The sequence below is a fragment of the Marinimicrobium sp. UBA4209 genome (assembly GCF_002381585.1).
Lineage (GTDB): Bacteria > Pseudomonadota > Gammaproteobacteria > Pseudomonadales > Cellvibrionaceae > Marinimicrobium > Marinimicrobium koreense.
Window position 1 is genome coordinate 2,393 of the sequence record NZ_DFTP01000016.1, and the last position, 337, is coordinate 2,729.

Below are 337 nucleotides of genomic sequence, written 5' to 3' on the forward strand. Positions count from 1 at the left end.
TGTTCTTCACCGACGAACGTCCCCATTTCTTCAATCCGCTGACGGGAAAGTACCGTGAAGTGGTCGCGGAATGCCTGCGTCTGTTGTACCAACGGCTATACACCGATCTGCGGGATTATGGCGCAGGCCTGAATCGGGAAGGGCTGCTGGATATTTTCAAGGAAGCGATAGCCCGCACTCCGGTTCTGGACAGTCGCGACGAGCCCGGTGACAGCGAGGGGCGCTTCAAAACCCAACGGGAACTGGCCGGTTTTATTGTCAATCGACTGCTCGAAGCCGGCTGGCTGGAGCGTCGGGTAGATGATGCCAACCTGCAGAGCAGCTACGGCTTTTCCCG

Annotated in this window: 1 protein-coding gene; it reads left to right on the plus strand. The window is 57.9% G+C overall.

The features are described 5' to 3' along the window. The coding region (locus B3187_RS02855) for a Wadjet anti-phage system protein JetA family protein (RefSeq protein WP_286804529.1) at positions 1 to 337 on the plus strand (337 nt) is incomplete at both ends.